Genomic DNA, 24,562 nt, shown 5'->3' with positions numbered 1-24,562 from the left:
AGAGGGGGGTCGAATTATGTCAACGCACTTGCACTGCCGGACGGCTACAGAACCGCCACATTCTGGTGGTGTGCAGCCGCTACAAGCCGGACGCAATCGCGCTGAAGGCCAATTGAAAGGTAAGTGAGCATGTCCAAGTTGAAAACCCTGGCTGCTGCGGCACTGGTTGCGGCAATGGCCGCTCATGGTGGCGCACGGGCGGAAGACGCCGATCCGGTGATCGCGAAGGTTGGCGGCGAGGAAGTGCGTCAGTCCGAACTCAACCTGGCGCTGGGTGGTCTTGACCCGCAGCTTCAGCAGATGCCGGACGAACAGAAGCGTGCCGCCGCCCTCTCGGCGATCATCGACGTCAAGCTCCTGTCGAAGACGGCCGAAAAGGAAGGCCTGCAGGAAGATGCGACCTTCAAGCAGCGCGTCGCCTACCTGACCGCGCGCGAACTGCACAACGCCTACTTCAAGAAGCACGTGGTCGACGCGATCACCAAGGAAGAGGTGAAGGCGCGCTACGACAAGGAGATCGCAGCGATCCCGGCGCAGGAAGAGGTGAAGGCTCGCCATATCCTGGTCAAGACCGAGGATGAGGCCAAGGAAATCATCAAGGAACTCGACGCCGGCAAGAGCTTCGTCGAACTGGCCAAGGCGAAGTCTTCCGATCCGAACAAGGACGATGGCGGCGATCTCGGCTACTTCACCAAGGGCCGCATGGTGCCGGAATTCGACACGGCTGTCTTTGCCCTCGAAAAGGGCGCCTATACCAAAACCCCCGTCAAGACGCAGTTCGGCTTCCACGTGATCCTGGTCGAAGACAAGCGTCCGCAGGCGCCGCCGACGCTGGAGCAGGTCGAACCGCAGGTTCGTCAGCTTGTCATGCGTGACAAATACGTTGAGCTGCTTGCTGCCGCCAAGAAGGATGCAAGCGTCGAGATTTCCGATCCGGCCCTGAAGAAGGCCTATGACGAGGCCAACAAGGCGCAGGGAACTCAGGAAGCCAAGTAAATTCGATTGGCAGGTCCTGCCCTTGGCGGGGCCTGCCATCACCGCTTTTTGCTGATGCCCGGCGGTGAAAACCGTTCGGGCATTTGTCGCAAGATAGATCGGGAGCGGGTTCGGTTGTAAATCGCTCCAGATCTTTGTTCTTACGCATTTCCTGACGGAAAGCCGCTCCGCAGTTTTCCTGGAAATGCTTTGGCCCCAACACGTCACAGCAGGTTTCCCATGTCCGGCTCAGTCTCCCCGCTCGCTCCGAAAACCTTCGCCGAAATGCCATCCGTATGCGGTGTCCGCATGGCGACCGCTGCCGCCGGCATCAAGTACAAGAACCGCACCGACGTGCTGATGATGGTGTTCGACAAGCCGGCGGCTGCCGCCGGCGTTTTCACCCGCTCCAAGTGTCCGTCCGCTCCTGTCGATTTCTGCCGCCAGAACCTTGCCGGCGGCGTCGCGCGCGCGGTCGTCGTCAATTCCGGCAACGCCAATGCCTTCACCGGCAAGAAGGGACGCGAGGCGACGGAGCTGACCGCGAAGTCGGCGGCGAAGGCGGTCGGCTGCACTGAGAGCGAAGTTTTCCTCGCTTCCACCGGCGTCATCGGCGAGCCGCTGGATGCAACCAAGTTCGCCGGCGTGCTCGACGATCTGGCGGCGGCCGGCAAGGAAGATTTCTGGTTTGAGGCCGCCAAGGCGATCATGACGACGGACACCTATCCGAAGGTCGCCACCCGCACGGCCGAGATCGGCGGCGTCAAGGTCACGATCAACGGCATTGCCAAGGGCGCCGGCATGATCGCGCCCGACATGGCGACGATGCTCTCCTTCGTGGTGACCGATGCAGACATTGCCCCGGCAGCGCTGCAGGCTCTGCTTTCGGCCGGCGTCGGCCCGACCTTCAACTCGGTCACCGTCGATAGCGACACGTCGACCTCCGACACGCTGATGCTCTTTGCGACGGGGGCTGCGGCAGCGGACGGACAGCCGACGATCTCCGACGCGGCCGATCCGCGCCTCGATGCATTCCGTGTGGCGCTGAACGACCTGCTGCGCGACCTGGCGCTCCAAGTTGTGCGTGACGGCGAAGGCGCGCGCAAGATGGTCGAAGTCACGGTCGAAGGCGCTGAAAACGACGCTGCCGCCAAGCGCATCGCGCTATCGATCGCCAACTCGCCGCTCGTCAAGACCGCCGTCGCCGGCGAGGACGCCAATTGGGGGCGCGTGGTCATGGCTGTCGGCAAGTCCGGTGAGATGGCCGAACGCGATCGGCTGGCGATCTGGTTCGGCGATGTGCGCGTGGCCGTCGAAGGCGAGCGTGATCCCACCTATTCGGAAGCGGCAGCCACCGCCGTCATGAAGGCCGAGGACATCACGATCCGCGTCGACATCGGCCTCGGGTCCGGCCGCGCAACGGTCTATACCTGTGACCTGACGAAGGAATATGTCGAGATCAACGGCGACTACCGGAGCTGAGGTTCCGGTCCAGGCTGGCTACAGTGCCGCGCGTCTTGTCAGACATGCAAAGGTCGCTGTAGCACTTTGATTTTCTGCATGTCTTCGTCCTTAACTCGAGATCGATTTGAGGAGACATGCAGTAGGGGTAGCAAGATGACATCGAGTGATACGCGGCCGGCGGGCAACGTCGCGGCCGAAGGTGGGGAAGCGGTAATGGTTGATCTCCCGAGCGTGCGCCGTCTCGAGGCCGTGGGCTTCCGGGCCTGGCCGGCAGCGTCGGTGCAATATGACGGCAGCTGGCTGATCCGGCTCAATGCAGGGCATGATTCCAAGCGTCTCAACTCCGTCAACCCGCTCGATCCATCCGACTATCGCGACATCCCGGTGCGCCTTGAAAAGGCGGCCCGGCGTTTTGCCGACTACGGTCGATCCCTGACCGTGCGCCAGACGCCGCTGACGCCGCCGCAACTCGTTGCCCATATGGATGCGCAAGGTTGGACGGCCTTCAGTCGCAGTCTGGTGATGACGACCGATCTTGCCGAGCGTGAATTCGGCGACGGCATCGACCATCTGCCGATCAAGGACACCGGCCGCTTTGTCGATGCCTGTATCGGTATCGCCAAGGGCGATCCGAAGAGAAAGGCCGCGCTCGCCGAGATCATCAATGCGATCAAGCCGGAAAGCGGCCTCTTCCTATTCGAAGATGCCGAGACCGGGCCCACCGCCGTGGCTCTCGTCGTCCAGGACAATGATCTCGCCGGCATCATGCAGTTTGCCGTCGACGCACGGGTTCGCGGGCGCGGCGTCGGCAAGGCGATGCTCGACGTCTGCCTGCGTTGGGCGCGGCTGCGCGGCGCCAGGAAAGCCTGGCTGCAGGTCGAGGCGGAGAACAGCGCGGCGCTGGCGCTCTATCGTGGCGCCGGGTTCTCCGAGGTCTACAGCTACATCTACAGAACGCCTGGGGCTTGAGGTGATAGACGTCAACGGAAAGAAGATCGTGCTCGTTGCGGCCTGTGCTCTGGTCGATGCCGACGGCCGTATCCTGCTGGCGCAACGGCCGGAAGGAAAGTCGCTGGCCGGTCTCTGGGAGTTTCCGGGCGGCAAGGTCGAAGCCGGCGAGACGCCCGAGGAAACCCTGATCCGTGAATTGGACGAGGAACTCGGCATCCGCACCAAGGTCGCCTGCCTCGCGCCACTGACCTTCGCCAGTCATACCTATGAGGACTTCCATCTGCTGATGCCGCTCTATGTCTGCCGGCGCTACGAAGGGGTGGCGACCGGACGGGAAGGCCAGGCGATCAAATGGGTGCGGCCGAAGGCCCTGCGCGACTATCCGATGCCGCCGGCGGACGAGCCGTTGATCCCGTTTCTGATGGATTTGCTCTGAACCTACCCGAAATCTGATTGATTATTAATCGATCGTTTATCTCCCTCGCGCAAAGATAGCTCAATTCATTTTCGGTACGCATTGTTGGTGAACGGCGTATTGATTTCAGGCAGTACGGTGGAACCAAGCTTGGGAAGGGCGCTTGCGTTCGCCGTGCTTTGTGCGTTTGTGAGGCTGGGATGGTGGACGACGATTTCTGGAGCACGGTTCAGGAAAAGGATCTGATGAACAATCAGTCCCGCCGGACGGGTGTGCTCAATCTGTCCCTGCTGTTTGGAACGGCAGTGATCGCGCTGACGCTGATCCTGACGCCGATGCTGTCTTCGAAGAACGACAGGCGCATCATGGCGAACACGCCCGTCGATTACGACAACATTTCCACCGGCTCCATCCCTTCGAGCGGGACTACCAAACGCTACACGGTACGGCGCAGCGTGCTGCAGGAAATGCCTGGGGCGGTCTGCATCATCGATGCGGATGGCCGCAAGAGCGGGTGCTGAACTAACGCCATCCGGTTTTCCGGTGCGTTTCGGAACACGCTTCTTGGTCCCGAACAGGTCCGCGACGCGCTGAGGGCCGTCCTCAACCTGCTGGCGACGACATTCCAGAACGCACAGGTCTGAAGGCCTCGCCGGAACGAACGCCGCCGGCGTCCGTCAGAGCGGCTGCTCCTTCGTGCCGAGTGCAGTCGACAGCCGCTGCTTCGCGGAGCCTGGTTTCAGCGGCTTCTGCTGGCTTTCATGCGGTGCCCAGCCGGACAGGTAGATGATCGAAAACGTCGCGCGAACGCGGCCGTCCGGGTCGGAGAAGCGTTCGGCGTAGATTTCAGCAGCCCGCAGGAAGAAGCGCCGCGAGACGGGCACGCGGCTGCGCGCTGTCAGCGGGCTGGTCATGCCCATGGCGCGCAAGTCGCGGATCAGGGCAAACAGCGAATCGTAACGCACCGTGTAGGTTTCTGTGTCGGCGACCGGCAGCGCGAAGCCGGCGCGTTGCAGCAGGGCGCCGATATCGCGGACGTCGGCGAAGGGAATGACGCGCGGACTGGCGCCGCCCGTCAGCTCCGCCTCGGCGGCCAGAAGCGCCTCGCGCAGTTCCTGCAGCGTGCCGCTGCCGGGGATGGCGGCGAGGAAGAGCCCATCGGGTTTCAGTGCCCGACGAACCTGGATGAAGGCGCCCGGCGTATCATTGGTCAGGTGCAGGGAGAGCGGCGAAACCACCAGGTTGAAGCTCTCCGCTTCGCCCGGAACCTCTTCGAGCGAGGCGATCGTTACCGGTGCCTGGTCGGAGCCAAAACGCGCATCCGTTTCCACGCGCTCGACGGCACCGACCTTGCCGGTTGCCATGAGGTCCCGCGCTGTCTGCCCGGTATAGCCGTGCAGTTCCAGCGCGCGGTCGAAGTGACGTTCGACGACGCTGACGCGTTCGGCAAGTTCCTGCGCGACGATATCGAGAAGGAAGCCGGCTTTCGAATCGGCGTTTCTGAGCGCTCTTGCCCGATGTGCCTCGACGAGGCTCTGGTCAAAGATTTTTTCCACGATACTGTCTCCGCAAGCTGGCCAGCAAAGAGACCGTCGGAGGTTCAAAGTCAACAGTATGGCATGGGAGAGACCGCGGTTTCCGGAGGAGGGGTGGGGGCGCGTTCTGCGGGGGCTCGTGTCAGGGGTCGTCGATATCGTCTATCCGCCGGTCTGCTGCGGCTGCGGCCGGATGGTTGGCAATCATCGCGCGATTTGCGCCCCTTGCTGGTCGACCCTGCCGCTGATCGAGCGCCCCTATTGCGATGTTCTTGGGACACCGTTTTCGGTCGACCATGGGCCGCGCTCGGTTTCGCCTGAAGCCATTGCCAATCCGCCCGCTTTCGATCGGCTGCGGTCGGTCGCAATCCATGAGGGCATCGCCCGCGATCTGGTGCACGGGCTGAAGTATCGCGACCGCACCGATCTCGCGCCGATGATGGCGGAGTGGATGATCCGGGCGAGCGACGGTGCGGTGGCCTCGGCCGACGTTATCATTCCGGTGCCATTGCATGCCTTCCGGCTCTGGAGGCGCCGGTTCAACCAATCGGCGGAACTGGCGCGGGCCATCGCGCGGCTCTCCGGCAGGCCCTACCAAGCCGATGTGCTCATGCGTATCCGACGCACGAGCCGGCAGGTGGGCCTTGCCCGGCAGGCCCGTGAAGACAATGTGCGCGGCGCCTTCGCGGTCTCGGAAAGCGGCAAAGTGGGTCTCCGTGGGAAAAGCATCGTTCTCGTTGACGATGTATATACGACCGGTGCAACCGTCTCGGCAGCGACCCGCGCGCTGAAACGGGCGGGAGCCGGGCCGGTCACGGTTTTGACCTTTGCAAGAGCCATATCCGGTCCTATATGACAATCAGTTGTCCGGCACGGTTGCCGGCGAAGGAGCAAACCAGGATCATGGCTTCAGTGGTCATTTATACGCGTCAGTTCTGCGGCTATTGTTCGGCCGCCAAGAAACTACTGGAAACCAAGGGCGTGTCCTTCCTCGAACACGACGCTACCTATGATCCGACGGTTCGGCAGGTGATGATCGAGAAGGCGCACGGCGGCACGACGTTCCCGCAGATCTTCATCAACGACATCCATGTCGGCGGCTGTGACGACCTGCACGCGCTGGAACGAGCCGGCAAGCTCGACGCGATGCTTGCCGCCTGAAGCGCCTGACGACCCGATGTTCTGCAAGCCGCTAGAGCGAGAGAGGCCGTTCGCTCTGGAGCGGCGTGCGCCAGGAGTTAAAGCAAGATGACCTTCAAGGCCGCAGCCGTTCAAATGTGTTCCGGTGTCGATCCGCGCAAGAATGCGGAGACGATGGTGCGACTGGTGCGTGAGGCGGCTGCCCAGGGCGCGACCTATGTCCAGACGCCGGAAATGACCGGCGCGCTCCAACGAGACCGGGCGGCTCTGCGCGCGGTCCTGAAGGACGAGGCAAACGATATCATTGCCGGCGACGCGGCGAAGCTTGCCGGTGAACTCGGCATCTATCTCCATGTCGGCTCGACGCCGATCGCGCTTGCCGACGGCAAGATCGCCAATCGCGGCCTGCTGTTCGGACCGGACGGCAAGAAGATCTGCGACTACGACAAGATCCACATGTTCGACGTCGACCTCGACAACGGCGAAAGCTGGCGGGAAAGCGCCGCCTATCAGCCCGGCAGCACGGCACGCATCGCCGATCTCGACTTCGGCAAGCTTGGTTTCACCATCTGCTACGATGTGCGCTTCCCGGAGCTTTTCCGGCAGCAGGCGGTGGCCGGCGCTGAGATCATGTCGGTGCCCGCCGCCTTCACACGCCAGACCGGCGAGGCGCATTGGGAAATCCTGCTTCGTGCCCGTGCGATCGAGAACGGCCTCTTCGTCATCGCTGCCGCGCAAGGGGGCACGCATGAGGACGGGCGCGAGACCTTCGGCCACTCGATGATCATCGATCCCTGGGGCAGGGTGCTTGCTTCCGCCGGCCCGACCGGTGAGGCGATCGTGCTTGCCGAAATCGATGTCGCCTCCGTGCATTCGGCACGCGCCAAGATACCGAATTTGAAGAACGCCCGCAGTTTCGTGCTCAACGAAGTGGCGCCAACCGGGAAAGGAGGCGTCGCCGCTTGATCCGCTATACGCTTTCCTGTGACAACGGCCATTCCTTCGAGGGGTGGTTCTCGTCGAGTGACGATTTCGACCGCCAGGTCGGTCGCAAGCTGGTTTCCTGTCCCTCTTGCAGTTCAACGTCCGTTGCCAAGCAGTTGATGGCGCCGTCCGTCGCGACCGCGCGCAAGAAGGAGGCAACGCGGGCGGTGATCATGGATCAGGCGCAGAAGGAAACGATCGCCAAGATCCGCGAATTGGTAAAGACCGTGCGCGAGAACGCCGAGGATGTCGGCGAGCGCTTCCCCGAGGAGGCGCGCAAGATCCACTATGGCGAAGCGGAAGAACGCGGCCTGATCGGCAAGGCGACGGCGGAAGAGGCCGTGGCGCTTCTCGAAGAAGGAATTGCGGTCGCGCCTCTGCCGGTCCTGCCGGACGAGGTCAACTGAAGCGCGGTCCAACGCCTGCCCGATGGGGCAAACTTTGCCGACGGCTCTTTAAAAACAACGCCTTGCTTCCCATTTCGCGGCTTCGCAATGGGAGATTTTCAGCCAATGACATTGTCCGAGCTACGCATTTCCACCGATCGCCTCGTCATCAGGCCATTCGCGCCCGACGACTTTCCGGCCTTCTTCGCCTATCATCGGCTGCCGGAGGTCTATCGTTATCTCTATCAGGAACCGCTGGACGAAACGGCGGCGCGGGCGAAGTTCGTCAAGGCGTCGAAGCCGCGCCTCGACGAAGACGGAGATGTCGCAGTCTTTGCCGTCGAGCGGCAGGAGGATGGCACCCTGATCGGCGAGGTGCTGCTGAAGCTCGCAAGCCGGGCGGCGAAGCAGGCGGAGACCGGATACATCTTCAGTCCCGCCTTTGCCGGCAAGGGCTATGCGACCGAGGCGATGCGGGCCGTGCTCGAACTCGGTTTTTCGACGCTGCGCTTTCACCGGATCTTCGCCCGGCTGGATGCGCTCAACAAGGGTTCGGTCGGCGTGGTCGAGCGTCTCGGCATGCGTCGCGAGGCGCATCTGATCGAGAACGACCGGTTCAACGATACCTGGGGCGACGAATTCGTCTATGCGCTGCTGAGACGTGAATGGCAGGCCAAGTCGCAGGTCGGTTGAAACTGTCGGAGCCGTTCGACAGCGTTTACAGCGGGCGCTTGGCGACGATCATATAGTTGACGTCCATATCCTTGGACAGGTTCCACTGATTGGCGAGCGGGTTGAAGAAGACGCCGGTGCGCTCGGTGACTTCGAGCCCGTTGGCCACAAGCGGCTTCTCCAGTTCTTCCGGGCGCACCAGCTTTTCATACTGGTGCGTGCCGCGCGGCAGCCAGCGCAACACGTTCTCGGCCGCGAAAATGGCAAGCGCCGCCGCCTTCATCGTGCGGTTGATGGTGGCGACGAACATCAGGCCGCCGGGGCGCACCATATGGGCGCAGGTGGTCATGAAGAAATCGACGTCCGCAACGTGCTCGACCACTTCCATGTTGAGCACGATATCGAAACTCTCGCCGGCTTCGGCGAGCGCTTCCGCGGTCACGGCGCGATAGTCGACCGTCACGCCGCTTCCGGCCGCATGCGTCTTGGCGATGCCGATGTTCTTCTCGGAGGCATCAGCACCGAGGACGTCGGCGCCCATGCGCGCCATTGGCTCCGACAGGAGGCCGCCGCCGCAGCCGATATCGAGCAGCCGCAGACCTTTCAGCGGTTGCGGGCTCCTGGGATCGCGGCCGAAATGCTCGGCCACCTTGTCGCGGATATAGGCGAGGCGAACGGGGTTGAACTTGTGCAGCGGCCGGAACTTGCCGGTCGGATCCCACCATTCCGCCGCCATGGCGGAAAACCGGTCCACCTCGCTCTGGTCGATCGTCGTGCGTGCGGTCTCGCTCATGTCGCCGTCTCCTTCCATCTTTCCTGGTGAAGTCGGACGATCAGGCAGGGAAGTCAAGAGCCGGCGATGGGCCAGATGAGCGCAGATCAGGCGGGAGCGATGTTCTGTCTCCTACAGCGCGTCCGTCTCCGGTTGGTAGTGGAGGATGACGACGCCCGATTTCAGCGGGCGTGTGTCGGTCAATTTCAGCTTCGTGCGCTTCAGGCCCGGCCTGAACAGGGGCACGCCGCTACCGAGAAGCACGGGATTGATGCCGAGACGATACTCATCGACGAGGCCCTTCTCGATCAGTCCTGTTGCGAAGTCCGCACTGCCGAATACGAAGATCGTGCCGCCATCGAGTTGCTTCAGTCGCTCGACTTCCTTGGCGGCGTCGCCGGTCACGAGCGTTGTCCTGTGCCAATCGGCGGATGTCAGCGTGCGCGAGAAGACGAACTTCTCGACGCCATTCATGAAGGTGGCGATGTCGCCCTCTGCGGATGGCCAGTAGGCGGCCATCATCTGCGTCTTTCTCCCGTTGTGGTGCGTTTGTTTGGAGGAGACTGTCAAAACTGATCTATTTTTGCAAGTGGTTTAATTATTGCATCAGATTAGTTCGCGCCGAAGCACGTCACCGTGCTAGTTTCGTCGAATCTGCAATGCAGGGGAATCCAGATGTCGTTGGACAGGATCGGCTGGGCAGTCGACGTCGTTGCGCCGCAGTCTTCAGATCAGCTTCTCGAAATCGGCTGCGGCCACGGCGTTGCGGTGACGAAGGTTTGCGAGCGGCTCGTCGACGGGGAGATCGTGGCCATCGATCGTTCGGCCATCATGATCGCGGCGGCAGCGCGGCGAAACAACCGATATGTTGCTACCGGTCGGGCCATTTTGCAGGTCGCTGACCTTGGGTCACTCGATCTGGGTGGTCGTCGTTTCGACAAGGCATTCGCGATGCGCGTCGGCGTGTTCGCGCGGGGCGATCCCACCCGTGAGTTTGCCGCACTGGTACGGCTGTTGAAGCCGGAAGGGCGGCTCTTTCTCTTCCATGACGAGCCGTCCACGGATGCGGACGAGGTCGTTGCGCGGCTCGAAGCCGCGGCCCTTCGTCATCGATGGATCGTCGAGGCGCGGCTGACGCATGTTTGTGAAGGTGGCGAGGTTGCCTGCGTGATCGCCCGGCCGCCTTCCGAGGATCCGATCGGTGACGCCCGCCCTTCGCGGGCGTCACCGATGCGATGAGTGCGGCTTCGCTGACGCGATCGCTACCCGAGCTCGCTCGCCGCGGCCGACGCGAAGAAGTCCTCCGGGTCCTCGACTTCGACGAGACGACGCTTCTCGATCAGCCAGAAGCGATTGCCGACGTTGCGTACGAAGCTGCGATCGTGGGAAACCAGCAGGCAACTCGTCTCGTGTTTCAGCAGCTCCGCTTCGAGCGCTTCCTGGCCCTCGATGTCCAGATGGTTGGTCGGCTCGTCGAGCAGGTAGAAATTCGGCTCCTTCAAGCGCAGGAGCAGCATGGCGAGGCGCGCCTTCTGGCCGCCGGAGAGCCGGCCGATCGCCTTTTCCTGCATGTCGATGCCCACGCCGGCGCCGGCGAGCAGCGAGCGCGTCCGCGGGTCGCTCATCGAAAAGCGGCCGGAGAGGGCGGCAAGCGGCGTCTGGTCGTCGGACAATCCCGCAAGCGCCTGATCGCTATAGCCTAGTACGAGCGAGGGTGTCGCCTTCAGGCTTTCCGGTGCACGCCCGGGCTCTTCGATCGCCGTGCGGATGAGGTTGACGAGCCGCGTCTTGCCGGCGCCGTTTTCGCCGAGCAGCACGATGCGATCGCCCTGGCAGATCCAGCGCTTGCCGGTGCGAAAGAGCGGGGTTCCGTCCGGCGTTTCGATGGCGACATCGTCGAGCGTTACCAGGATCTTGGCGTGGGTGCCGCGGTTGGCGAGCCGGATCGCGCCGGCGGAACGTTCCTGATGCGCAGGTTTTGCCGCATCCTCCAGCCGCTCGGCCCGCTGCTTCAACTGCTTCGTCTTCACGGTCAGCAGGTCGCTGCCGGAATTGATGCCGATATTGTTGAGCTTGGCGGCCTGGCGGCGAAGCTGCTGCGCCACCTTCATGTCGCGCTGGTAGCGCCGCTCCTCGGAAGCATCGACCTCGTCGAGCGCTGCGCGTGAGCGTGAGTAGGGAAGCGCGAAGATCGGCGACTGCTCGGGCCTGAGGAACAGCGTGCGGTTGGTGGTTGCATCCAGGAAGGCGCGGTCGTGGCTGGCGACCAGCACCGGCACGTCGCGCGGCAGGGCGTTCAGCCAGGCTTCGAGCCGGGCGATCTTGGCGAGGTCCAGATGGTTGGTCGGCTCGTCCAAAAGCAGCGCATCCGGATCGGTGACCCAGACGCGGGCGAGAAGCGCCAGCCGCTGCCAGCCGCCGCTCAATTCCGAGACGGCTCGACGGCGCAGAGCCTCCGGCACATCGAGGGAGTCGAGCACGATGTCGACGCGCCAGGCTTCGTTCTCCGCCTGATCGGCCGGAAGGGCCGAGAGAACGGCATCGTGGAAGGAGAGAGGTAGCAGGGGAGCAGGCACGTTCTGCTCGACGTGGCCGATGGTCAGGCCCCGCGAACGCGTGATCTCACCGGCGGTCGGGTCGAAGGTGCCGGCGATCGATTTCAAAAGTGTCGACTTTCCGCGGCCGTTCGCGGCGACGATGCCGATGCGGTCACCTGCGGCAACGGAGAGATTGAGGTTGGAAAAAAGTGGTGCGCTCAGGCTGACGCCGAGATTGCGGATATTGATCAAGGCCATGGTCGTTCTCTGGACTGCGAGCGACGGTGAGACATCCGTGGGCGGCAAGGTCATGCCGTGGTTGGCGGATGGTCGAGCCCGCGACAGCAAGTCTGCTGCACTCGGGCCGTCACTCGGTAATGGAAGACGATGCAGGCGTTCGAACCGAAACGGTTTCGCGCTACATCACTCTGGGCAGACCAGGGATAGGATTCGCAAACGTGCGAAGTATGTCCGGTCAGCCCTGCAAACGCATCTGCAGGGCTTGGACGGGGCCACGCTGGCGGTGGTGCCGGAAGAATGTAATCACGCGCAGCCCCCCTTTCTCGAATTCGAGTTGCGAGCCACGTTTAGCATCGGCGCCGGTAATTTTCAACGCGGCATTGCAGGCTCCCGCGGCACGGATATTTCCGTCACGTCGTGCCTTTGGCAATATTGTTGCGAAACGGACCTGTCCGAGCCGTCGGCGCGGCCCGAATCTGTGTCCGCTTGCCATTGCGTGCGGCCCCCTGATCCGCTAAGAGACGCCGCGACTTTCCGCTCCCCGAAGCGGTGACTGCCGATGTCCGAGAAGTCTCCCAAGCTTTTTGACCGTCGGGCGCCGGCGGGGGCTTTCCTGTCACGCGCGCCTCGCGCGCGCAAAATTGGGTACCGGTAGAGGCACATGGCACGCATCGTGATGAAATTCGGCGGAACCTCCGTCGCTGATTTGGACCGCATCCACAATGTCGCCCGCCATGTGAAACGCGAGGTCGATGCCGGCCATGAAGTCGCCGTCGTCGTTTCCGCCATGTCCGGCAAGACCAACGAGCTGGTCGGCTGGGTGCAGAACATGCCGAAGACCACCGGCGCCAACTCGCCCTTCTACGACGCGCGCGAATACGACGCGATCGTCGCGTCCGGCGAACAGGTGACCTCGGGTCTTCTTGCAATCGCGCTGCAGTCGATGGGCATCAACGCCCGCTCCTGGCAGGGCTGGCAGATCCCGATCCGCACCGACAACGCCCATGGCGCTGCGCGCATTCTCGACATCGAGGGTGCCGAAATCATCCGCCGCATGGGCGAGGGCCAGGTGGCCGTCGTCGCCGGCTTCCAGGGCCTCGGCCCGGACAATCGCGTCGCCACGCTCGGCCGCGGTGGCTCCGATACCTCGGCGGTTGCGATCGCCGCTGCCGTCAAGGCCGACCGTTGCGACATCTATACCGACGTCGACGGCGTCTACACGACCGACCCGCGCATCGAGCCGAAGGCGCGGCGGCTGAAGAAAATCGCGTTCGAGGAAATGCTGGAAATGGCATCGCTCGGCGCCAAGGTGCTGCAGGTGCGCTCGGTCGAGCTCGCCATGGTGCACAAGGTCCGCACCTTCGTGCGTTCGTCTTTCGAAGATCCCGATGCGCCGGGCATGGGTGACCTTCTCAATCCGCCCGGTACGCTGATTTGTGATGAGGATGAGATCGTGGAACAGGAAGTCGTAACCGGCATTGCCTATGCCAAGGATGAAGCCCAGATTTCGCTGCGCCGTCTCGCCGACCGGCCGGGCGTCTCCGCCGCGATCTTCGGACCGCTCGCCGAAGCCCATATCAACGTCGACATGATCGTCCAGAACATTTCCGAGGACGGTTCGAAGACCGACATGACCTTCACGGTTCCATCGGGCGACGTCGACAAGGCGCTGAAGGTGCTCGGCGACAACAAGGAAAAGATCGGCTACGACGTCGTTCAGTCCGAGGCTGGCCTCGTCAAGGTGTCGGTCATCGGCATCGGCATGCGCAGCCACGCCGGTGTCGCTGCTTCCGCCTTCCGCGCGCTCGCCGAGAAGGGCATCAACATCAAGGCGATCACCACCTCCGAGATCAAGATTTCGATCCTGATCGACGGTCCCTATGCGGAATTGGCGGTTCGCACTTTGCATTCCGCTTACGGTCTCGATAAGAGTTAATCGACAGGCGACTGATTTGGGATTCGCGGCGGTTTACGCCGCGCGTCCGGCTGTCGCCGTCTACTCTATTTCGGGAGACCCTACGCGATGAGAGACCTTTCCGCAGGTCCGCGCGTTCTCCTCAAGCGGTTGCGCGAGCTTATGGCGGAACCGCTGGAGCCGCAGGAGCGCCTTGACCGTATTGTGCGCCAGATCGCGCAGAACATGGTTGCGGAAGTGTGTTCGGTCTACGTCCTGCGTTCCGACGGCGTGCTCGAACTCTACGCGACGGAAGGTCTGAACAAGGCCGCCGTCCACCTGGCGCAGTTGAAGATGGGGCAGGGCCTCGTCGGCACCATTGCCGCCTCGGCGCGGCCGCTCAACCTTTCCGATGCCCAGTCGCATCCGGCCTTTACCTACCTGCCGGAAACCGGCGAAGAGATCTACCACTCCTTCCTTGGCGTGCCGATCCTGCGCACGGGCCGTGCACTTGGCGTACTCGTCGTCCAGAACAAGGCGATGCGCAACTATCGCGAGGACGAGGTCGAGGCGCTCGAGACCACCGCCATGGTTCTCGCCGAGATGGTGGCGACTGGCGAGCTCAAGAAGATCACCAAGCCCGGCCTCGAGCTCGATCTCTCGCGTCCCGTCTCGATTGAGGGCAACAGCTACGGCGAAGGCATCGGCCTCGGTTATGTCGTCCTGCACGAACCGAGGATCGTCGTCACCAACCTGCTCAACGAGGATACCGACCAGGAGTTGCAGCGGCTTGCCGAAGCGCTGGGGTCGCTGCGCATCTCGATCGACGACATGCTGTCGCGCCGTGAGGTGTCGATGGAGGGCGAGCATCGGGCGGTGCTCGAAACCTACCGCATGTTCGCGCATGACCGGGGCTGGGTGCGCAAGCTCGAAGAGGCGATCCGCAACGGTCTGACGGCGGAAGCCGCAGTCGAGCGCGTCCAGAGCGAAACCAAGGCGCGCATGATCCGCCTGACGGATCCGTATCTGCGCGAGCGCATGCATGATTTCGACGATCTGGCCAACCGTCTGCTGCGCCAGCTTTCCGGCTACGGCGCCAAGCTCTCGGCCAGTGACTTCCCGAACGATGCGGTGATCGTCGCGCGCGCCATGGGCGCTGCCGAACTGCTCGACTACCCGCGCGAAAACGTCCGCGGCCTGGTGCTCGAAGAGGGCGCCGTCACCAGCCACGTGGTGATCGTGGCCCGTGCCATGGGCATTCCGGTGATCGGACAGGCGACGGGGGCTGTCGCGCTCGCGGAAAACCGCGATGCGATCATCATCGATGGCGACGATGCCAAGGTGCACTTGCGGCCGCTCGCCGACCTGCAGCGCGCCTATGAGGAAAAGGTTCGCTTCCGGGCGCGGCGCCAGGCGCAGTTCAGGGCGCTGAAGGATGTCGAGCCGCTGACCAAGGACGGCAAGCGCATCACGCTGCAAATGAATGCCGGCCTGCTCGTCGACCTGCCGCATCTGAACGAGGCGGGTGCGGAGGGCATCGGCCTGTTCCGCACCGAACTCCAGTTCATGATCGCCTCGACCATGCCGAAGGCGGAAGAACAGGAAGCGTTTTACCGCAATGTGCTGAAACAGACGGGTGGCAAGCCCGTGACCTTCCGCACCCTCGACATCGGCGGCGACAAGGTCGTTCCCTATTTCCGCGCGGCGGAAGAGGAAAACCCGGCGCTTGGCTGGCGGGCGATCCGACTGTCGCTGGACCGGCCGGGTCTTCTGCGGACCCAGCTTCGCGCGATGCTCCGCGCTGCGGCCGGTGCCGAGCTCAAGCTGATGCTGCCGATGGTCACCGAGGTTTCCGAGCTCAGGATTGCACGCGACCTCTTGCAGAAGGAAATCGAGCGGCAGTCGAAGCTTGGCGAACAATTGCCGCGCAAGCTGCAGTTCGGCGCGATGCTGGAGGTACCGGCGCTGCTGTGGCAGCTCGACGAGCTGATGACCGAAGTGGATTTCGTCTCGGTCGGCTCGAACGACCTCTTCCAGTTCGCGATGGCGGTCGACCGCGGCAACGCCCGTGTATCCGATCGTTTCGATGTGCTCGGACGGCCGTTCCTCAGGATCCTGCGTGACATCGTGCGCGCCGGCGACCGGCACGATACGCCTGTGACGCTCTGCGGCGAGATGGCGAGCAAGCCGCTCTCGGCCATGGCGTTGCTGGGCTTGGGCTTCCGTTCGGTGTCGATGTCGCCGACGGCGGTGGGACCGGTCAAGGCGATGCTCCTGGCGCTCGATGCGGGCAAGCTTGCTGCCGCGCTGAACGCGGCACTGGACGACACGCGCGACCAGACGCCCGTTCGCCAGATGCTGGTGGATTTCGCCGCGGAAAACGGCATTCCGGTTTAGATTGAATTGACGCGTCGTGACCCTCGTCCGGACCCCGATCCGGGCGAGGGGAGACGCATTTGGAGTGAGACTTGGCAAAGCTTCCCGTTGAAAAGATGCGCGAACTGGAACGGCGGTTCGGTGAGATCGAGGCCCGCATGTCTGCCGGCCCGGCTGCGGACGTTTATGTCAAGCTCGCCTCGGAATATTCCGAACTGCAGCCGGTCGTGACGAAGATCCGCGCCTATGAGAAGGCGATGGCCGAGCTTGCCGACATCAACGCCATGCTCGCCGACAAGTCGACCGACCGGGAGATGCGTGATCTCGCCGAAATGGAAAAGCCCGAGGTCGAAGCGACGATCGAGACGCTGGAGCAGGAAATCCAGATCCTGCTTCTGCCGAAGGATGCGGCCGACGAGAAGAGTGCGATCCTCGAAATTCGCGCCGGCACCGGTGGATCGGAAGCGGCGCTCTTTGCCGGCGATCTCTTTCGCATGTACGAGCGCTATGCCGCCGCAAAAGGCTGGCGTGTCGAGGTGCTTTCGGCAAGCGACGGCGAAGCCGGCGGCTACAAGGAAATCATTGCGACGGTTTCCGGGCGCGGCGTGTTCTCGCGGCTGAAATTCGAATCCGGCGTGCACCGGGTGCAGCGCGTGCCGGAGACCGAAGCGAGCGGCCGCATTCATACGTCGGCCGCCACTGTCGCCGTGCTGCCTGAGGCCGAAGACATCGATATCGAGATCCGCCCCGAGGATATCCGGATCGACACGATGCGCTCGTCGGGCGCCGGCGGTCAGCACGTCAACACGACGGATTCGGCCGTGCGTATCACCCATCTTCCGACCGGGCTCGTCGTCACCAGTTCGGAAAAGTCGCAGCACCAGAACCGGGCCAAGGCGATGCAGGTCCTGCGCTCGCGCCTCTACGACCTGGAGCGCCAGCGCGCCGACAGCGAACGTTCGGCCGACCGTAAGAGCCAGGTGGGCTCGGGCGACCGCTCCGAGCGCATCCGCACCTATAACTTCCCGCAGGGCCGCCTGACCGACCACCGCATCAACCTGACGCTCTACAAGCTCGACCGGATGATGATGGGTGAAATCGACGAGGTCGTCGATGCGCTGCTCGCCGATTATCAGGCAAGCCAGTTGGCGCAACTCGGCGAACAGCGGGGCTGAGCCATGGCCGAAACGCTTGCAAGCCTCGTCGCCGAAAGCCGCGATCGCCTGCAGGCAGGCGGTATCGAGCATGCGGCGCTCGACGCCCGGCATTTGATCTCCGGCCTGCTCGACCTGTCGCTGAGCGCGGTCGTATCGCGGGGCAGGGAACCCGTGTCGGAGGCGGATGCCGCGAAGATCCGGGCGGCGGTGGCGCGGCGACTGGCGCGCGAACCGGTCTACCGCATTCTGGGTGAACGCGAATTTTTCGGCCTGCCACTGAAGCTTTCGAAGGAAACGCTGGAGCCGCGCCCGGATACCGAGACGCTCGTCGATCGGATGATCCCCTATCTGCGCGAGGTGGTGGCGCGAAAGGGAAATTGCGCCCTCATCGATCTCGGCACCGGTACCGGAGCGATTTGTATCGCGCTGCTGTCGCAGGTTCTTGAAGCAAGGGGCACGGCTACCGATATATCGCAGGACGCACTGGCAACGGCGACGGCGAATGCAGCCGCTCTTGGTCTTGCCGATCGATTCCAGCCGCTTCTCAGCAACTGGTACGAAAAGGTGGACGGACGCTACGACGTGATCGTCTCAAATCCGCCGTATATCCGGTCCAGTGTCGTTCATGAGCTTGAGCCGGAGGTGAGACTTCACGACCCGGCCGCAGCGCTTGATGGCGGAGTAGACGGGCTTGATGCCTATCGCGCCATCGCTTCTCAGGCTGGTCATCATCTTGAGACAAATGGCGTGATAGGCTTGGAAATCGGTTTCGACCAGAAAGAGGCGGTGACGGCGCTGTTTAACGCCGAAAATTTCCGTCTGCGTGAAGAGGCGAAGGATCTTGGCGGTAATGACCGCGTCCTGATCTTCGAACGCGACATCAACCGTTGAAAAAATGCTGCACTGACGCATCTTCTTTCTTGCACAGGCAAAGAAAGGGCTTGGAATCCCAGAGGAAGCGGGCTAGTTTGCCCGCGCACTGGGCAGAAGGTCATGGACCTAAGATTCGTTCCGGTATGACCTGGCCACGGGGATTGCTCTCAAGAAAGAGTTGCTAGGGTTCAACAAGTGCCTTGTGCAGGTACCTGTTAATTTGACGTCAGTCGGCGCCGAAGCCGCCGTTGTGCGAGCGCAGCGGTGCGTGTTCTGCCGGGCGTGAACGGATCCGGCCGGAAGACGAAACCACATGATCATCATTATCAAGAGAATTCGGGTGAATGTACTATGAGGCCAGGACAGCAAAACAAGCGCGGCCGCGGGCGGAATAACAACAATAACAACAATGGAAACAACAACAATCACAACCGCAAGGGCTCGAACCCGCTGACGCGGACCTACGACAGCTCCGGCCCGGATGTGAAGATTCGCGGTACTGCCCAGCACATCGCCGAGAAGTACGCAGCGCTTGCGCGCGATGCCCAGAGTTCCGGCGACCGGGTGATGGCAGAAAACTACCTGCAGCACGCCGAACACTACAACCGCATCATTGCTGCCGCACAGGCGCAGATGCAGGACCGGTTCCAGCGCGAGGACCGTCAGGATTTCCGCGGCCACGATGCATCCGAGCAGGACCAGGACGATCTGGATCAGGTCTATGTCGACGATATGCCGGCCCCGGTTGCCGTGCCTGCCGCAGCACCTGCCGCCGAGCCGCAGCCCGTCGTTATCGATGGTACGGGTCCGCAGCCGGTAATCGAAGGCACGCCGGCGGAAGTGGCGATGGAAGAGGAAGCCCCGGCCGCCTCCGGCCGCGCCGCGTCACGCCGCCGCAATACGCCGCGTCCGCGCCGTCCGCGCCGCAGCGCGCAGGAAGGTGCTGCCGACGATGCCCAGCCTTCGGGCGATGCCGCCTCGGAAGCGCCGGTGCTTGCCGCTTCCGAGTAAGCGGCGACCTGACAACGACATTGCCCCTTCAGGGGCATGACAAAAACCCGGCATTGCATGGCCGGGTTTTTCTTTGCCTACAGCGCCGCGCGTCTTATCGGACGCGCGAAGGTCGCTGTAGCACTTTGAAGCGCTGTATGTTTTTGTCCTTTAATCGGCGACGATTAAAGGACAAAAACATACAGTAGCCGTTGGCGATCAATGGTCGACGCTGTCGACGATCAGTGCCGCAAGATTGGCACTCGCGGCTGTTTCGTTCGTCCGGCCTCGGATCAGTTCGCGGCCGATCGCCTCCGCTGCCCCCGCGATGCCGGTGCAACGCAGACGCAAATCGCCGGCCGGGATCTTCGCGAAGGGGCCGAGTGCCGCCTGGATCATGGCGACATAGTCGTCGGCCTGTTGCTGCTGTGTCGCGATCATGTCCGCATTGCCGCGCAGCGCTGCGGAAATCGCCTGCCATTCCTCACCACTGTCGACGGCACAGTCGATGTAAACCGAACTGATGATGGCGGCGACCGCACCGAGCTGTTTCGGCGCCTCGGCGAGCGCGGCCTGCAGCTTGGTCGCGTGGCGATCTTCGATTTCCTGGGACAGCGCGATCAGCAATCCCTCGCGCGTACCGAAATGTTCATAGGCGATCGGCTTGCTGACGCCGGCACGCTCGGCGAGGTGGCCGAGCGTCAGCGCATCGGCTCCGCATTCGCGCAGGATCGCCTTGGCGGTCTCGATCAACTGGGCACGCCGTTCGGGTTTGGCGAGCTTTCGACTTTTCGTCGTAGCCATCGATCGCAATCCTCTTTTCGCGTCGCCACGTCTCTTGAAAGCGGTGCTCGGCAACTTATCTACCAATAGTAACTTACTATTGGTAGGTTCGGTGGTCAGCCGGACACCTTTCGTTTAGGAGATAGGAAGATGTCGAGCAAGTTTCAGCCTGTTTTGATGATCGGCGGCTCAGGGGTTGTCGGATCGCAGGCTGCGAAAATCATCCGTCGGCTACATCCCACATTGCCGGTCGCCGTCGGCGGCCGCGATCTCGGCAAGGCAGAGGCCGTCGCGCGGGAGGTGGGAAACGCCGTCGGTGTCAGCGTCGATCTGGACCGGCCGGATCTCGGCCTTGGCGACGCGCCGCGCTTCAGCGCCGTCGTCATCTTCCTCAAGGACGAGAAGCTGAGCTCCATGCGCTATGCCCAGCGCCACGGGATCCCCTATGTCAGCCTGTCCAGCGGCACGTTCGAGGTGGGGCCGGAGATGGCGCAATATATCCACGCGCCGGACAAGGCGCCGATCCTGCTCGCCAGCCATTGGCTCGCCGGGGCCGCGGTCTTCCCGATCCTCGAATTTGCAAAAGCCTATAAGGCGATCGACCGGATCCGCATCGGGGTCCTGCTCGACGAACAGGACATGGGCGGTCCGGCTGCGCTCGCCGACTATAACCGCATTACCGGCTTCGCGCCGGCGGCTTTGACGGTCAAGGATGGCAGGCTCCACTGGACCGGTGGCGAGGATTCCAAGGCGCGCTATGTCAGTGTCGACGGCGTCGAACTCGATGCGGTTGCCTATTCGCCCTTCGACGTCATGGCGCTTGCGGCCCGGACGAATGCCGCCAACATCCGGCTGGACCTCGCCTATAGCGAATCCGCAAGCAGGCGTCGCGGTGAGCCGTTTTCGACCGAGATCGTCATCGAGATGGCGGGCCGGGGAAGGGACGGCCTGCCACTCGATCAACGTCATGAGATCGTGCAGCCGGAGGGCCAGGCACCGTTGACCGCCCTCGGGATTGCGCTCGCCGTGGAACGCATGCTCGGCCTTGAGGGGGGTGACGCGTCGGCTCCCGGTCTCTACCTCCCGGAGGTTCTGATCGACCCGGCCTATTATGTGCGGCGCATGAAGGAGTTCGGAGCGTCCTTCACCGAACGGTCGATGACCGCAGCATAGCAAAACCGCGGAGGCTCGCCTCCTCGACGGGCAAATGCGGCCGCGGGGCAAACCGTCAGGCGGCCGCATTTTTCGGTTGCAGATTTCCGTACAGGGGCTATGGCCGGCTCTTTAATTTCCAAAATCGGTGCCCCATATTCGCTTCGGATGCGTTGATCCGGCGCAAGGCGGGGATCGCTCCACACTGACAGGCTTGCCGAATGCGGGAGCTTGATCCTGAAACACCGACGGGTGCCACGAGATGGGCTTGCCGGGCTATGGAGGTAAAGTATGAACATTGAAAAATATTCCGAGCGCGTGCGCGGTTTTCTGCAATCGGCGCAGACCTATGCGCTGGCGCAAGGACATCAGCAGTTCACGCCCGAGCATGTGCTGAAAGTGCTGCTCGACGACGATCAGGGCATGGCCGCTTCGCTGATCGAGCGCGCCGGGGGCGACGCCCGCGAGGCGCGTGCCGGCAATGATGCGGCACTCGCCAAGCTTCCCAAAGTTTCCGGCGGCAATGGCTCCGTTTACCTGTCGCAGCCGCTCGCACGGGTTTTCTCGAGTGCCGAAGAGGCCGCGAAGAAGGCCGGTGACAGCTTCGTCACCGTCGAACGGCTGCTGCTGGCGCTTGCGATCGAAAGCTCGGCGGCGACCTCTGGCATTCTTGCCAAGGCCGGCGTGACCCCGACCAAGCTCAATCAGGTGATCAACGACATCCGCAAGGGCCGCACTGCCGATAGCGCCAATGCCGAGCAGGGGTTCGACAGCCTCAAGAAATATGCGCGCGACCTGACGGCCGACGCGCGTGAAGGCAAGCTTGACCCCGTCATCGGCCGTGACGACGAGATCCGTCGCACCATCCAGGTGCTGTCGCGCCGCACCAAGAACAATCCTGTGCTGATCGGTGAGCCCGGCGTCGGCAAGACTGCAATCGCCGAGGGGCTGGCGCTGCGCATCGTCAATGGCGACGTGCCGGAAAGCCTCAAGGACAAGCGGCTGATGGCGCTCGACATGGGCGCGCTGATTGCCGGTGCGAAGTTTCGCGGCGAGTTCGAGGAGCGGCTGAAGGCTGTTCTCAACGAGGTGCAGTCCGAAAACGGCGAGATCATCCTGTTCATCGACGAGATGCATACGCTGGTCGGTGCGGGCAAGGCGGACGGGGCGATGGATGCCTCCAACCTCCTGAAGCCGGCGCTTGCGCGCGGCGAGCTGCATTGCGTCGGCGCCACCACGCTCGACGAATACCGCAAGCACGTCGAGAAGGATGCTGCCCTTGCCCGCCGGTTCCAGCCGGTCATGATCGAGGAACCGACGGTCGAGGACACGATCTCGATCCTGCGCGGCCTGAAGGAGAAGTACGAGCAGCACCACAAGGTCCGGATCTCGGATTCGGCGCTGGTCGCCGCCGCGACGCTTTCCAATCGCTACATCACCGACCGGTTCCTGCCGGACAAGGCGATCGACCTGATGGACGAGGCGGCGTCGCGCCTGCGCATGCAGGTGGACTCCAAGCCGGAAGAACTCGACGAGCTCGACCGGCGCGTCATTCAGCTGAAGATCGAGCGCGAGGCCCTGAAGAAGGAAACCGATGCGTCGTCGAAGGATCGGCTGGAGAAGCTCGAGCTCGATCTCGCTTCGCTCGAAGAGCAGGCATCGGCGCTGACGGCCCGCTGGCAGGCGGAGAAGCAGAAGCTCGGTCGCGCCGCTGACCTCAAGAAGCAGCTCGACGAAGCCCGCAACGAACTGGCGATCGTCCAGCGCAAGGGCGAGTTCCAGCGTGCTGGCGAACTGACCTACGGCGTCATTCCGAAGCTCGAGAAGGAGCTTGCGGATGCCGAAAGCCAGGAAAACGCCAATGCCAATCCGATGGTGCAGGAGGTCGTGACCCCCGACAACATCGCCCATGTGGTCTCGCGCTGGACCGGTATTCCGGTCGACAAGATGCTGGAAGGCGAACGCGACAAGCTGCTCAGGATGGAAGACGAGCTGGCGAAGTGGGTCGTCGGCCAGGGTGACGCCGTGCAGGCGGTCTCCCGCGCCGTCCGGCGTTCGCGCGCCGGGCTTCAGGATCCGAACCGGCCGATCGGCTCGTTCATCTTCCTTGGCCCCACCGGCGTCGGCAAGACGGAGCTCACCAAGGCGCTTGCCCGATTCCTCTTCGACGATGAAACCGCACTGATGCGTATCGACATGTCGGAATACATGGAGAAGCACTCCGTGGCCCGGCTGATCGGCGCGCCTCCCGGCTATGTCGGCTACGAGGAAGGCGGAGCTCTGACCGAGTCCGTTCGCCGCCGGCCTTACCAGGTCGTGCTGTTCGACGAGATCGAGAAGGCGCATCCGGATGTCTTCAACGTGCTCCTGCAGGTGCTTGATGACGGCCGGCTGACCGATGGTCAGGGCCGCACGGTCGACTTCAAGAACACGATGATCATCATGACCTCGAACCTCGGGGCCGAATATCTGACCGGTCTCGGCGAGAACGAGGACAGCGATGCGGTTCGCGACCAGGTGATGGAGGTGGTGAAGGCCGCCTTCCGTCCGGAATTCCTGAACCGCGTGGACGAGATCATCCTGTTCCATCGGCTGCGCCGCTCGGAAATGGGCGCGATCGTCGATATCCAGCTCGAAAGGCTGCGCAAGCTGCTTGCCGAGCGCAAGATCACGCTGGAACTCGAGGACGATGCGCGCGCATTCCTGGCCGACAAGGGCTACGACCCCGCCTATGGCGCCCGCCCGCTGAAGCGGGCGATCCAGAAATACGTGCAGGATCCGCTCGCCGAGAAGATGCTGCAGGGCGAGTTCCCGGATGGTTCGACCGTGAAGGTGCTCGCCGGCTCCGACCGCCTCAACTTCAAGCGCGGAGCGACGGCGGACAAGGAAGCCGCCTGACAACACATCAAAGATGGGGCCGCCCTTCGGGGCGGCCGTTTCATTTGCGCAGGCCCTTGAAGAGGGGAGGGGCGCCAGAACGTGTCGCGCAAAAATGCCGAGCGACTTTGCGATAACGACCCGCTTTAGTTGCTTGCGACTTCGGCGCCGTCCTTGTTCAAGAGCTCGTCGATGCGATCGCGTTCCTTCTCGAACTTCGCCAGCGCGTCGCCGGAAAGTGACTTGCCGCCGGGAAGGCGGATGCGCAGCGGATCGACCTTGTTGCCGTTGACGATCAACTCGTAATGCAGGTGCGGACCGGTCGAAAGACCCGTTGTGCCGACCCAGCCGATGACCTGACCCTGGACGACCTTGCTGCCTACCTTGAC

The 24,562-nt window shown here is 63.0% G+C and carries 23 protein-coding genes and 1 pseudogene (1 of these 24 cut by a window edge); 18 read left to right on the top strand and 6 right to left on the bottom strand.

The genetic code is table 11. From position 1 onward, the window contains the following. Positions 1-129: 129 nt before the first annotated feature. The 5 genes from QM996_RS13305 (at position 130) to QM996_RS13285 (ending at position 4,326) form a co-directional block, all read left to right on the top strand. Positions 130-996, top strand: a complete 867-nt coding sequence (locus QM996_RS13305) for a peptidylprolyl isomerase (protein ID WP_500267888.1) — start codon at positions 130-132, stop codon at positions 994-996. Between the two features lie 219 nt (positions 997-1,215). Continuing rightward, entirely contained in the window at positions 1,216-2,457 is a 1,242-nt protein-coding gene (gene argJ / locus QM996_RS13300; protein ID WP_500267887.1) for a bifunctional ornithine acetyltransferase/N-acetylglutamate synthase, read from the top strand. Between the two features lie 135 nt (positions 2,458-2,592). Then, positions 2,593-3,408 (top strand): GNAT family N-acetyltransferase, encoded by an 816-nt coding sequence (locus tag QM996_RS13295; protein WP_500267886.1) that lies wholly within the window; start codon positions 2,593-2,595, stop codon positions 3,406-3,408. Between the two features lie 4 nt (positions 3,409-3,412). After that, positions 3,413-3,826 carry an 8-oxo-dGTP diphosphatase MutT gene (gene mutT / locus QM996_RS13290; RefSeq protein WP_429820681.1) on the top strand — a complete coding sequence of 138 codons (414 nt, stop codon included), beginning with the start codon at positions 3,413-3,415 and terminating at the stop codon, positions 3,824-3,826. A gap of 179 nt (positions 3,827-4,005) precedes the next feature. Beyond that, a complete protein-coding gene (locus QM996_RS13285; RefSeq protein ID WP_173520573.1) occupies positions 4,006-4,326 on the top strand; it encodes a hypothetical protein in 321 nt (106 codons plus the stop codon). Between the two features lie 156 nt (positions 4,327-4,482). On the opposite strand, the gene QM996_RS13280 is transcribed toward QM996_RS13285, so the two are convergent. Continuing rightward, positions 4,483-5,361, bottom strand: a complete 879-nt coding sequence (locus QM996_RS13280) for a methyltransferase domain-containing protein (protein WP_500267885.1) — start codon at positions 5,359-5,361, stop codon at positions 4,483-4,485. Positions 5,362-5,419: 58 nt separating this feature from the next. Between QM996_RS13280 and QM996_RS13275 the strand changes: the two genes are divergently transcribed. The 5 genes from QM996_RS13275 (at position 5,420) to QM996_RS13255 (ending at position 8,543) form a co-directional block, all read left to right on the top strand. After that, positions 5,420-6,196, top strand: a complete 777-nt coding sequence (locus tag QM996_RS13275; RefSeq protein WP_500267884.1) for a ComF family protein — start codon at positions 5,420-5,422, stop codon at positions 6,194-6,196. Positions 6,197-6,243: 47 nt separating this feature from the next. Beyond that, positions 6,244-6,501 carry a glutaredoxin 3 gene (gene grxC, locus QM996_RS13270; protein WP_173520577.1) on the top strand — a complete coding sequence of 86 codons (258 nt, stop codon included), beginning with the start codon at positions 6,244-6,246 and terminating at the stop codon, positions 6,499-6,501. Between the two features lie 87 nt (positions 6,502-6,588). Continuing rightward, the gene (locus QM996_RS13265) at positions 6,589-7,446 is read left to right on the top strand and encodes a carbon-nitrogen hydrolase family protein (protein ID WP_500267883.1); all 858 of its coding nucleotides are present in this window, start codon (positions 6,589-6,591) and stop codon (positions 7,444-7,446) included. Next, complete coding sequence (locus QM996_RS13260) at positions 7,443-7,871, top strand: DUF1178 family protein (RefSeq protein ID WP_500267882.1); 429 nt, start codon at positions 7,443-7,445, stop codon at positions 7,869-7,871. Before QM996_RS13265 ends, QM996_RS13260 begins: the two co-directional genes overlap by 4 nt. A gap of 105 nt (positions 7,872-7,976) precedes the next feature. Continuing rightward, positions 7,977-8,543, top strand: a complete 567-nt coding sequence (locus tag QM996_RS13255; RefSeq protein WP_500267881.1) for a GNAT family N-acetyltransferase — start codon at positions 7,977-7,979, stop codon at positions 8,541-8,543. A 25-nt stretch (positions 8,544-8,568) separates the two neighbouring features. Here the strand turns inward: QM996_RS13255 and ubiG are convergent, their stop codons facing one another. Both ubiG and QM996_RS13245 read right to left on the bottom strand, forming a co-directional pair. Then, on the bottom strand, positions 8,569-9,315 hold the full coding sequence (ubiG, locus tag QM996_RS13250; protein ID WP_500267880.1) for a bifunctional 2-polyprenyl-6-hydroxyphenol methylase/3-demethylubiquinol 3-O-methyltransferase UbiG: 747 nt from the start codon (positions 9,313-9,315) through the stop codon (positions 8,569-8,571). Between the two features lie 111 nt (positions 9,316-9,426). Further along, positions 9,427-9,831 (bottom strand): annotated as a pseudogene (locus QM996_RS13245) (dihydrofolate reductase family protein); the annotation flags it as partial. Between the two features lie 138 nt (positions 9,832-9,969). Between QM996_RS13245 and QM996_RS13240 the strand changes: the two are divergent. Next, positions 9,970-10,533 carry a class I SAM-dependent methyltransferase gene (locus QM996_RS13240; RefSeq protein ID WP_500267879.1) on the top strand — a complete coding sequence of 188 codons (564 nt, stop codon included), beginning with the start codon at positions 9,970-9,972 and terminating at the stop codon, positions 10,531-10,533. A 23-nt stretch (positions 10,534-10,556) separates the two neighbouring features. Here QM996_RS13240 and QM996_RS13235 read toward each other — a convergent pair whose 3' ends face one another. Continuing rightward, on the bottom strand, positions 10,557-12,089 hold the full coding sequence (locus QM996_RS13235; protein WP_500267878.1) for an ABC-F family ATP-binding cassette domain-containing protein: 1,533 nt from the start codon (positions 12,087-12,089) through the stop codon (positions 10,557-10,559). Between the two features lie 643 nt (positions 12,090-12,732). On the opposite strand from QM996_RS13235, the gene QM996_RS13230 reads away from it, so the two are divergent. The 5 genes from QM996_RS13230 (at position 12,733) to QM996_RS13210 (ending at position 19,382) form a co-directional block, all read left to right on the top strand. Further along, positions 12,733-14,007 (top strand): aspartate kinase, encoded by a 1,275-nt coding sequence (locus QM996_RS13230; RefSeq protein WP_500267877.1) that lies wholly within the window; start codon positions 12,733-12,735, stop codon positions 14,005-14,007. Positions 14,008-14,094: 87 nt separating this feature from the next. After that, on the top strand, positions 14,095-16,362 hold the full coding sequence (ptsP, locus tag QM996_RS13225) for a phosphoenolpyruvate--protein phosphotransferase (RefSeq protein ID WP_500267876.1): 2,268 nt from the start codon (positions 14,095-14,097) through the stop codon (positions 16,360-16,362). Positions 16,363-16,433: 71 nt separating this feature from the next. Further along, the gene (prfA, locus tag QM996_RS13220; RefSeq protein ID WP_500267875.1) at positions 16,434-17,516 is read left to right on the top strand and encodes a peptide chain release factor 1; all 1,083 of its coding nucleotides are present in this window, start codon (positions 16,434-16,436) and stop codon (positions 17,514-17,516) included. Positions 17,517-17,519: 3 nt separating this feature from the next. Continuing rightward, a complete protein-coding gene (prmC, locus tag QM996_RS13215; protein ID WP_500267874.1) occupies positions 17,520-18,389 on the top strand; it encodes a N5-glutamine methyltransferase family protein in 870 nt (289 codons plus the stop codon). A 333-nt stretch (positions 18,390-18,722) separates the two neighbouring features. Continuing rightward, positions 18,723-19,382 (top strand): DUF4167 domain-containing protein, encoded by a 660-nt coding sequence (locus QM996_RS13210; protein WP_500267873.1) that lies wholly within the window; start codon positions 18,723-18,725, stop codon positions 19,380-19,382. A gap of 198 nt (positions 19,383-19,580) precedes the next feature. Here the strand turns inward: QM996_RS13210 and QM996_RS13205 are convergent, their stop codons facing one another. Then, positions 19,581-20,165, bottom strand: coding sequence for a TetR/AcrR family transcriptional regulator (locus tag QM996_RS13205; RefSeq protein WP_500267872.1), 585 nt, complete (start codon positions 20,163-20,165; stop codon positions 19,581-19,583). A gap of 129 nt (positions 20,166-20,294) precedes the next feature. On the opposite strand from QM996_RS13205, the gene QM996_RS13200 reads away from it, so the two are divergent. Together QM996_RS13200 and clpB are read left to right on the top strand one after the other, a co-directional pair. Further along, on the top strand, positions 20,295-21,317 hold the full coding sequence (locus QM996_RS13200; protein ID WP_500267871.1) for an SDR family oxidoreductase: 1,023 nt from the start codon (positions 20,295-20,297) through the stop codon (positions 21,315-21,317). A gap of 270 nt (positions 21,318-21,587) precedes the next feature. Continuing rightward, on the top strand, positions 21,588-24,194 hold the full coding sequence (clpB, locus tag QM996_RS13195) for an ATP-dependent Clp protease ATP-binding subunit (RefSeq protein WP_500267870.1): 2,607 nt from the start codon (positions 21,588-21,590) through the stop codon (positions 24,192-24,194). Between the two features lie 125 nt (positions 24,195-24,319). Here clpB and QM996_RS13190 read toward each other — a convergent pair whose 3' ends face one another. Next, positions 24,320-24,562, bottom strand: the 3' end of a protein-coding gene (locus QM996_RS13190) for a M23 family metallopeptidase (RefSeq protein WP_500267869.1). The gene runs 1,719 nt beyond the window's last position; the window shows 243 of its 1,962 coding nt (coding positions 1,720-1,962); the start codon falls outside the window, past its right edge — the gene reads right to left on this strand; it ends in the stop codon at positions 24,320-24,322.

The organism is Sinorhizobium chiapasense, from assembly GCF_045277575.1.
Classification (GTDB): domain Bacteria; phylum Pseudomonadota; class Alphaproteobacteria; order Rhizobiales; family Rhizobiaceae; genus Ensifer; species Ensifer chiapasense_A.
This window is presented reverse-complemented; position numbering and strand designations above follow the sequence as displayed.

Bases quoted from the DNA above. Each gene is read 5' to 3' on its own strand.
- grxC (WP_173520577.1), top strand. From the start codon at position 6,244: ATGGCTTCAGTGGTCATTTATACGCGTCAGTTCTGCGGCTATTGTTCG.
- clpB (WP_500267870.1), top strand. From the start codon at position 21,588: ATGAACATTGAAAAATATTCCGAGCGCGTGCGCGGTTTTCTGCAATCG.
- QM996_RS13295 (WP_500267886.1), top strand. From the start codon at position 2,593: ATGACATCGAGTGATACGCGGCCGGCGGGCAACGTCGCGGCCGAAGGT.
- ubiG (WP_500267880.1), bottom strand. From the start codon at position 9,315: ATGAGCGAGACCGCACGCACGACGATCGACCAGAGCGAGGTGGACCGG.
- QM996_RS13305 (WP_500267888.1), top strand. From the start codon at position 130: ATGTCCAAGTTGAAAACCCTGGCTGCTGCGGCACTGGTTGCGGCAATG.
- QM996_RS13255 (WP_500267881.1), top strand. From the start codon at position 7,977: ATGACATTGTCCGAGCTACGCATTTCCACCGATCGCCTCGTCATCAGG.
- ptsP (WP_500267876.1), top strand. From the start codon at position 14,095: ATGAGAGACCTTTCCGCAGGTCCGCGCGTTCTCCTCAAGCGGTTGCGC.
- QM996_RS13210 (WP_500267873.1), top strand. From the start codon at position 18,723: ATGAGGCCAGGACAGCAAAACAAGCGCGGCCGCGGGCGGAATAACAAC.
- QM996_RS13285 (WP_173520573.1), top strand. From the start codon at position 4,006: ATGGTGGACGACGATTTCTGGAGCACGGTTCAGGAAAAGGATCTGATG.
- QM996_RS13205 (WP_500267872.1), bottom strand. From the start codon at position 20,165: ATGGCTACGACGAAAAGTCGAAAGCTCGCCAAACCCGAACGGCGTGCC.
- QM996_RS13235 (WP_500267878.1), bottom strand. From the start codon at position 12,089: ATGGCCTTGATCAATATCCGCAATCTCGGCGTCAGCCTGAGCGCACCA.
- argJ (WP_500267887.1), top strand. From the start codon at position 1,216: ATGTCCGGCTCAGTCTCCCCGCTCGCTCCGAAAACCTTCGCCGAAATG.
- QM996_RS13200 (WP_500267871.1), top strand. From the start codon at position 20,295: ATGTCGAGCAAGTTTCAGCCTGTTTTGATGATCGGCGGCTCAGGGGTT.
- QM996_RS13230 (WP_500267877.1), top strand. From the start codon at position 12,733: ATGGCACGCATCGTGATGAAATTCGGCGGAACCTCCGTCGCTGATTTG.
- prmC (WP_500267874.1), top strand. From the start codon at position 17,520: ATGGCCGAAACGCTTGCAAGCCTCGTCGCCGAAAGCCGCGATCGCCTG.
- QM996_RS13240 (WP_500267879.1), top strand. From the start codon at position 9,970: ATGTCGTTGGACAGGATCGGCTGGGCAGTCGACGTCGTTGCGCCGCAG.
- QM996_RS13265 (WP_500267883.1), top strand. From the start codon at position 6,589: ATGACCTTCAAGGCCGCAGCCGTTCAAATGTGTTCCGGTGTCGATCCG.
- QM996_RS13275 (WP_500267884.1), top strand. From the start codon at position 5,420: ATGGCATGGGAGAGACCGCGGTTTCCGGAGGAGGGGTGGGGGCGCGTT.